The organism is Nonomuraea sp. NPDC059007, from assembly GCF_042740555.1.
Lineage (GTDB): Bacteria > Actinomycetota > Actinomycetes > Streptosporangiales > Streptosporangiaceae > Nonomuraea.
Window position 1 is genome coordinate 75629 of the sequence record NZ_JBHYJD010000048.1, and the last position, 7285, is coordinate 82913.

The window sequence follows — 7285 nt, forward strand, 5'->3', positions numbered from 1 at the left end:
TGACAGTTCCAGCCCAGGTGACGATGTGGGTTTACGTTCTCCAAGAGGCTGGAATCTTGACATCACCATGGCTCCGCCAGCCCCCTGCCGGAGGATCCCCTGGCCGTTCTACGTGAGCGGCTGCGGGATCTGCATCTGCATGCCGGCGAGCCCAGCGGCCGGACTCTGACCAAGCAGACGGGAGCGATGAGCCACTCCACTGCCCACGGAGTGATCCGCTGCGCGAACCTGCCTCGGTGGGGCAACCTGGAGCTGGTGGACCAGGCGCTGAAAGGCGACGTCATGGAGTTCAAGGCTCTGTGGATCGCCGCCCACAACATGCGTTCCGAGCGCAATCGCCCTCTGGGTCCCGGGACCGAGCTCACGCTTCAGCCGGAGGACGAGCCGGTCCTCGATCCACTACACGAGCAAGAGGAGCTGTACCGGCCGGAGAGCGGATTGCCGGAAGGTCACGCCGGCGCCGTCTGGTCAGTGGCCTTCCACCCGAACGGGAACATCCTGGCCAGTGGCGGAGGCGATGGGACCGTGCGACTGTGGGACACGGCGACGGGAAAGCCGTGGCGGGAACCCCTCCAAGGTCATACGAGTGCCGTCGTGGCGGTGGCCTTCCATCCCGATGGGGATCTGGTTGCCAGTGGCGGCAGCGACAAGACGGTACGCCTGTGGAATGTCGGCGGATCACAACCGGTGGGTGAGCCGATGCACGGCCATACGGGCAGTGTTTGGTCGGTCGCCTTCCATCCGAACGGGAACATCCTGGCCAGCGGCGGCATAGACGGGACCGTCCGGCTGTGGAACACCACCACGGGAAGGCCGTTGAGGGAGCCTCTGATCAACCATAACGGCGCAGGCTGGGCCCTCGCCTTCAACGTCGACGGACACCTGCTGGCAAACGGCGGGGACGACGGCATGGTGCGATTGTGGAGGACAACGTCCGGACAGCCGGCAAGCGACCCCCTGGTGGGCCACAACGGCGCAGTCGTAACGGTGGCCTTTCATCCGGACGGGCACCTGCTGGCCAGCGGCGGCGACGACGAAACGGTGCGGTTGTGGGATCCCGACTCGGGACGCGCCATGGCGGATCCGCTCGTCGGTCACATCGGCCCGGTGCGGTCGGTGGCCTTTCACCCGGGAGCGGACCTGATGGCCAGCGCGGGCGATGACGGGTTGGTCCGTTTGTGGCATCTCGATTCCGGGAAACAAGTTGGGCGCCCGCTCGACGGCCACACCGGTCCCATCCGGGCCCTCGCCTTCCACCCGCATGGCCATCTGCTCGCCACAGCAGGCGCCGACAGGAAGGTGCAGTTGTGGAGGAGCACTCAACCCCCCGACTACCAGGTGCTGTACCGGCGCATCGACTACCTCCGCGCCCGATTACGCAGCGCGCGTTCGTAGAGAGGTCGAGTCGTGACAATGCCTCCGCTCGGTCGCGGCGATCACCTCGACGAGCACACCAGCCACGACATCATCGATCACGCTGGCCCCTTCCATACCCTAGCTTCGAACGCCAGGGGTCTGGCGCGAAGCCATGAGGGGGATAGACGCTTCAGTCCCGATAGCTTCCTCATATCCTTCCGCAGCCTGCGGGATGCGGAACTGTGATTCGTGGACTGATAGTGAAAATGAAAATTAGAACTCTACGGACTCGGTGAAGCGCCTTCATCAAACTAGGGGCACACCAGATCGTTCGATGTTGGAGCACGCCCCGAGCACGGTGGTCCGTTTCTTCGTAGTGCCGATGCGCTCTGGGGTACGGGATCCATGCCGTGGAGCCCCAATGCAATGATCATTGGGTTGTCGGTCGTGCTCGGTGCGTGCTCGTACGCCCCGTCACGTGTCGTCAGGGCCCGGCACTGCCTGACACGCAATGTGCGCGGAAACGGTATGAGCTGTCCTTAGATGACACCCCACGACACTAAAGGATCTTGCTTCTAATCCGACGGTCGCAGGTTCGAATCCTGCAGGGCGCGCTTCAATCATGGCTTTGACCTGGGAAAACATGCGCTTGGCCGCCTGGGCGGAACATAGTTCTAGCCGTTCCGTGCTCGCCCGTACCAACCCTGTACACACCACGACCTGGCGGCTGCTCAACCCGGGACAGCAGGCCCTGCTGGTGCTGGCCTACCTGCGCAAGGGAGAGACGTTCCCTGCGCTCGGGGCCGGATTCGGGGTCTCGACGGCGACCGCGTGGCGGTATGTGGAGGAGACCGTGATGCTGCTGTCCGCGCGCTCGCCCAAGCTCGGCCAGGCACTGCGCAAGGCCAAGCGGGACGGGCTGCACTACCTGGTGCTGGACGGCACCCTGATCCACATCGACCGGATCGCGGCCGACCGACCCTACTTCTCCGGCAAGCACCGCGTGCACGGTATGAACGTGCAGGTCCTCGCCTCACCGGACGGGACAATTCTGTGGACGTCCGGCGCGCTGCCGGGCAAGGCCCACGATCTGAGCGCCGCTTGCATCTGGGGCATCCTGCGCGCACTCGAACGTGCGGGCATCATCACCCTGGCCGACAAGGCCTACCAGGGAGCCGAGGCCCGGTCCGCACCCTGTGCCGCTCGAATATTGAGTTACGTGGGCTGAGCTGCGGTTAAGCGGCGTGATGGTATTCACTGATCGTGGCCGCGACGACGGGCCTTCGGCGGACAGTCGCAGGTCGTTCAGTTCGGTCAAGTCGCGGGCGGACTGCGTTGCGGTGTACGGGGGCCGTTGCTGCCGGCACTGGTGCGGCAGGTGCCCGTTGTAGTGAATCAGGTACTCGCCGAGCACCATGGCCAGATGGCGTTCGCTGAGGATCAGCATCCGGTCCAGAAGTTCACGGCGCAGGGTACCGATCACTCGCTCACAGATGGGTTCATCCTCGGCGTCCACGGGAGCGTGGCGATGACCTGAAGCCCTTCAGCGGTGAAGACCTCCCGAAAGGCGACGGTGAAGAGCGGATCGCGATCGTGGATCAAGAACCGCAGACCGGCGATGCACTCCCCAGGTCCATGACCAAGTTGCGGGCCCACTGAACCGTCCACGCGCCGGCCGGATGCCCGGTCACTCCACCCAGGTGCAGTCGCCGGGTGCCCTACTCGATGAAGACCAGCACATACAGCCGCTTGAGCAGAATCGTCTCAACCACCAGGAAGTCACACGCGATGATCGCCTGGGCCCTGAGCGGTCAAAAACTGCCGCCAGGTCGGCCCGGCGAGGCGCCAGATCGATACCAGCCGCGTGCAGGATCTCCCACACCGTGGAGGCTGCGATCGAGTATCCCAGCCGGGTCAGCTCGCCCTGAATCCGCCGATCCCCCAGGTTGGGCTCTCCCACGCCATCCGAAGGATGAGCGCTTTGACCGGCCTGCGAGTGCCAGGCCGGCCCGGGCGAGGCCGGTCGGCGAAGGTCCACTTCCGCACCACGAGCTGGCGATGCCAGCGCAAGATCGTCGCGCGGTGACCGGAAACACCTCCACCCACCGCAGGCGCTGGACCAGCCGAGACAACGCCACAAGCCAGAGCCGGTCGGCATGACCCCACCGCGGCCGACCACCGAGCCGACGCCGAAGCACCCTGTTCTCATGACGCAACACCAACAGCTCAGCTTCCTTGGTCAGATCAGAGCGGGCCAGCACCGCCACATGCCCGCACAAGTACCGAACCACACGGTAGATCAGCGACAAAAACATCCCGCGACGGGGACAGCCGCCGAACTGATCGCGCAGCAGAACCCCAGCTCAGAGCCCGAAACCGTGTTTCGAGCGGGACAGGTTCAGGAGGAGGTGCCCGGCGCGCCGATCGCCACGAGGGGAGCCCAATGGATCAGTGGACGGTTGCCCCTGGCGGCCACCAGGTATTCGCGTTGCGCCGTGCGGAGGGCAGCGGGAGCGGGGGCACCGTTGGCCATGCCGCCGTACGTTGTGGCCAGGATCCGGCCGGTCGCTCGGTCCGGGACGCGGTGCAGGGCGCCGATCACAGCGCGGGCGCCACGCAGGAGAGCGACCGTGGGCAATCCCACCGGCTCATGGCCGGGGACGGGGTCGAGGTGCCCAGACCAACAGGCGCCCATGACCCACCACAATGGAACGCGGCACCGCAGCAGCACTCCGGCGAAGAGGCGACCCCGCTCACCGATGTGCAGTGCGTGCGCCAGCCCTCGGACGTGGTCGCCATGTGCGCTGACCACACCAAGCTCGTACGTGTTCGGCGCGTTCAACGCGTCAACCAGGTATCTGGTGAGAGGCTGCACCTCGGTCAACCGGAAGTGCTGAGTGAGGGCGTCCCGTTCCCATGACGTGCCACGCAGCCCGGTATCCAGCAACGCCACAGCACGCCGTACGCGGCGCACCTTGCGCGTGCTCGCGGTGGCCGCGACGGCCAGCGACGGGGCAAGTGCAGGTGTGGCCACCTCGATGAGAGGTGCGGGTCCGACGCGGATCGCGGAGAACGGCACCGCCCACATCTCGCCTGCCGGAACGATGACCAGGTCGGCGCCATTCTGGGGCTGGTTGGGCGCGGTCAGCACCTTTTGCAGGCCCTCGGGGATCAGCTGGGTGAGTCGAGCCTGCCAGGCATGTGCCGGTTGGTTGAGCAATTCCACGGCGGCGTTCTGGTCCGCGAAGGTGCGGATGTAGTGAGATTGTTCTGCGTCGAGTGCGATGCGTTCGACTGTAGGCTCCCCGGGGAGCGGCGGCACCCACACCGTGTACACGGTGGCAACATCACCATTCCACTCAATGTCGTACACAAGCGCATGAGTTCCCCGGCTGAGTTTGGCGCGATGATCCCGTACCGACTCCACCGGGCCAGCCTGTCGCAGCAGTTGGGTACCGATGATGTCGGCCAGCCGAGCGTGGTCTTCCTCCAGAGCGTGCGCCATCAGTTTGTTCCACCCGGTGGCATCCTCGGCGCTCAGGTTTCCAGCGCCTCCGAAGGCGTCCGGACCGGCGTCTTCGAAGGTGGAAATACGTCTAAGGAGCCGGTCCACTTCGCCGTCAGAGGTGAAATCGGCTTCGGCGAGTACAGCCGGATCGACGCTTAAGGTCGCCGCCAGTGCCTGCGCCCGTGCGCTTTCCACCACTTCCAGCGCGGCGTGCCCGTCCCCGGAAGCCGCGGCGAGTCTCATGGCCCTCAGGTAGGCGGGCCTATGTTCCTGGTACCAGCGGGCCTGGTTATGGGCCGTGCCCAGGCTGCGCCGCTCGGCTTCCAGCAGCCTTACCTGGTTGAGCGCTTCCTGCGTTACTTCCTCAGCGCGGTCCTGCGTGATCAGGTACTCGGTCGCGGCTCCATGGACGTGTGCTGCCATGCCTGCCCAGGGGGTCGACTCGTACTCCAGCGCTCGGCGGTTGTTCCGTTCAGCCGAGGCGAAATCACCATGTGCCATATCGGAACTGGCGAGCATTGAGTAAATGCCGCTCGCGATATCTTGATCGTTCAGGCGGGGCAGGAGTTCGCTTGCTGCGACCACGTATTGCCGGGACAGCACCGTGTCTCGGCGGTCGACCATGACCCGGGTCGCGAGTCCTAGCAAGGTCACTGCTTCGGCATCGACGTCCCCGCAGGCCCGCGCGATCCGCAGCGCTTCCTCCAGGTACGCCTGTGACCGTCCTGGGTCTCCGCGCGTCTTAGCCGCGCTGGACACCAGGTGCAGGGCCTTCACCCGTCCCTGACCATCGCCGATCTCGGTGTAGTACGCCAGCGCTCGTTCCGCGTGTGTCGTGTCACGACGTTCCGCCACATCCAACGTGGCGAGTCGCTCTAGAGCATCCGCCTGACCCTTGATGTCCCCGTACGCCTCGTGCACGGCGAGGGCCTTCTCGAGCAAGGTCCTGGCCAGAGAAGGGTCACTAAGACTTCGAGCGTATGCGTAGAGGGAGTCCCCGAGCGTCTGCGTTCCTTCGGTTCCGTACCGCAACCCCGCATCCGCCATCGCCGCCATTTCACTGCCGAGACGACCGATGATCTCGTCCTTGGCTCTCGGGTCGCCGCTCTCCATATAAAGACGGATGGCACAATCCAGCGCCTCGGCTCGAACCTGGTGATCACCCAAGGGAAACAGTTCGCTCGCCAGTTCAAGCAGGGCCTGCGCCTTCGCCTTCTTACTCCGGCGCGAGTCGCGCAGGATCGCCCGTAACCGCTTCGCAGCGTCTCGTGACCCGTCCGAGCGCTTCCCGAACACGAATTACTCCGTTCCGTCTGCAACCCGATTCCTGAGCGAGCGGCTGCCCTCTTGACGATGCTAACGTCAAGCATGCGCTCAGAAAGGGCAAGCCGCTTCGGAGCTCTGATCCTCTTCGTCGCAGGCGCCGCTTTCATCGCCTTGGCCACCGTCGCGATGCTCACAGACCGTGACACCCTTGCTGGCGGGTTTGGTGTGCTTGCCCTGCTGAGCTTCACCATGGCCGCGTTGGCTCCACGCATGCAGGGCCAGGTCACCGCGAGCCTTAACGGGTTTCGCTTCGAACTGGTCCGAGAAGTCGTCGACGCCGGAGACCGGGCCGGCAGTCCGGATGCGCTGATCCTCGAGGCGGTACGAAACGCCTTGTCGGAGCAGGACCTTGCCTCCGACGCCGCACCACCAGACGATGAGGAACCCGATACCGACTTCCGCGACCCTCGTGCAACGCAGGCCGCCATCCAGCCTTCCGCCGACGACTTGCTGGCCGATGCCCGGCGAGCCCTTGACCAACGAATCGTGGGCCGCTGGTCAAACCGAAGCGCACACGGCGGAGCATGACCGGACGACCCGATCCTCCCACGCCATTCGAACACTCTGACGAGCTCCACAGGGTGTGGCACCGCCGTACAGCTGACCCCGGACAGCAGACTGAACCAGTCGGCCAGCAGGGTCAGGATCTGGTCCGCCGACAGGGCTCGCAGCCACACGGCATCAGCTCGATTGCCGGTTGGATGCCGTCGAGACGGCGGCTTCGCCAGCCTGGTGGCGCTCAACCGGATCCGCGACGTACCACCCGGGCCGAGGGCGGCGACCCTGTGGGGCTCAATAATAGGATTCGGCGTCTGGCCTGCGGGTTCTTCGTGGCTTCAGTTGGCGATCCGGTACTCGTTGATGAGGCCACCGAGGATGGTTCTACGGTGGACCTGATGGCTGGCCAGGTCGGCTGGCGAGGGCGGTCCGGCTTCAGCTTGGGATGGGCTTGACTGGCCGATGCCGCGGTAGGGCCGGGCACGGGTCCGTCCAGTGTGAACGGCTCTGGCCCGTAATCGGTGGTGGCGCCAAGTGATCACCTGCCAGTCTGAGCCGTGCTGAAGATCGGCGATCTTACGGGGTGTGGTGTTTGCA

General features: G+C 65.2%; 4 protein-coding genes and 2 pseudogenes. 3 read left to right on the top strand and 3 right to left on the bottom strand.

The window, feature by feature from the left end; genetic code table 11:
- The first annotated feature begins 186 nt into the window (after positions 1–186).
- Together ACFWY5_RS46700 and ACFWY5_RS46705 are read left to right on the top strand one after the other, a co-directional pair.
- Positions 187–1395 carry a WD40 repeat domain-containing protein gene (locus ACFWY5_RS46700; protein ID WP_379638727.1) on the top strand — a complete coding sequence of 403 codons (1209 nt, stop codon included), beginning with the start codon at positions 187–189 and terminating at the stop codon, positions 1393–1395.
- A gap of 676 nt (positions 1396–2071) precedes the next feature.
- Positions 2072–2584 (top strand): annotated as a pseudogene (locus tag ACFWY5_RS46705) (transposase family protein); the annotation flags it as partial.
- Positions 2585–2761: 177 nt separating this feature from the next.
- Here ACFWY5_RS46705 and ACFWY5_RS46710 read toward each other — a convergent pair.
- Positions 2762–2872 (bottom strand): annotated as a pseudogene (locus ACFWY5_RS46710) (hypothetical protein); the annotation flags it as partial.
- An 882-nt stretch (positions 2873–3754) separates the two neighbouring features.
- Positions 3755–6160 carry a CHAT domain-containing protein gene (locus ACFWY5_RS46715; RefSeq protein WP_379638728.1) on the bottom strand — a complete coding sequence of 802 codons (2406 nt, stop codon included), beginning with the start codon at positions 6158–6160 and terminating at the stop codon, positions 3755–3757.
- Positions 6161–6232: 72 nt separating this feature from the next.
- Here ACFWY5_RS46715 and ACFWY5_RS46720 point away from each other — a divergent pair, with 72 nt between their 5' ends.
- The gene (locus ACFWY5_RS46720) at positions 6233–6718 is read left to right on the top strand and encodes a hypothetical protein (protein ID WP_379638729.1); all 486 of its coding nucleotides are present in this window, start codon (positions 6233–6235) and stop codon (positions 6716–6718) included.
- 308 nt (positions 6719–7026) lie between these two features.
- Here ACFWY5_RS46720 and ACFWY5_RS46725 read toward each other — a convergent pair.
- Positions 7027–7285, bottom strand: a 259-nt coding sequence (locus tag ACFWY5_RS46725; RefSeq protein WP_379638730.1) for a hypothetical protein, incomplete at its 5' end; no start/stop codon positions are given.

What these genes read in the sequence shown, in the direction of transcription:
- ACFWY5_RS46700 (WP_379638727.1), top strand. Translation starts at nt 187, where the DNA reads ATGAGCCACTCCACTGCCCACGGAGTGATCCGCTGCGCGAACCTGCCT.
- ACFWY5_RS46720 (WP_379638729.1), top strand. Translation starts at nt 6,233, where the DNA reads ATGCGCTCAGAAAGGGCAAGCCGCTTCGGAGCTCTGATCCTCTTCGTC.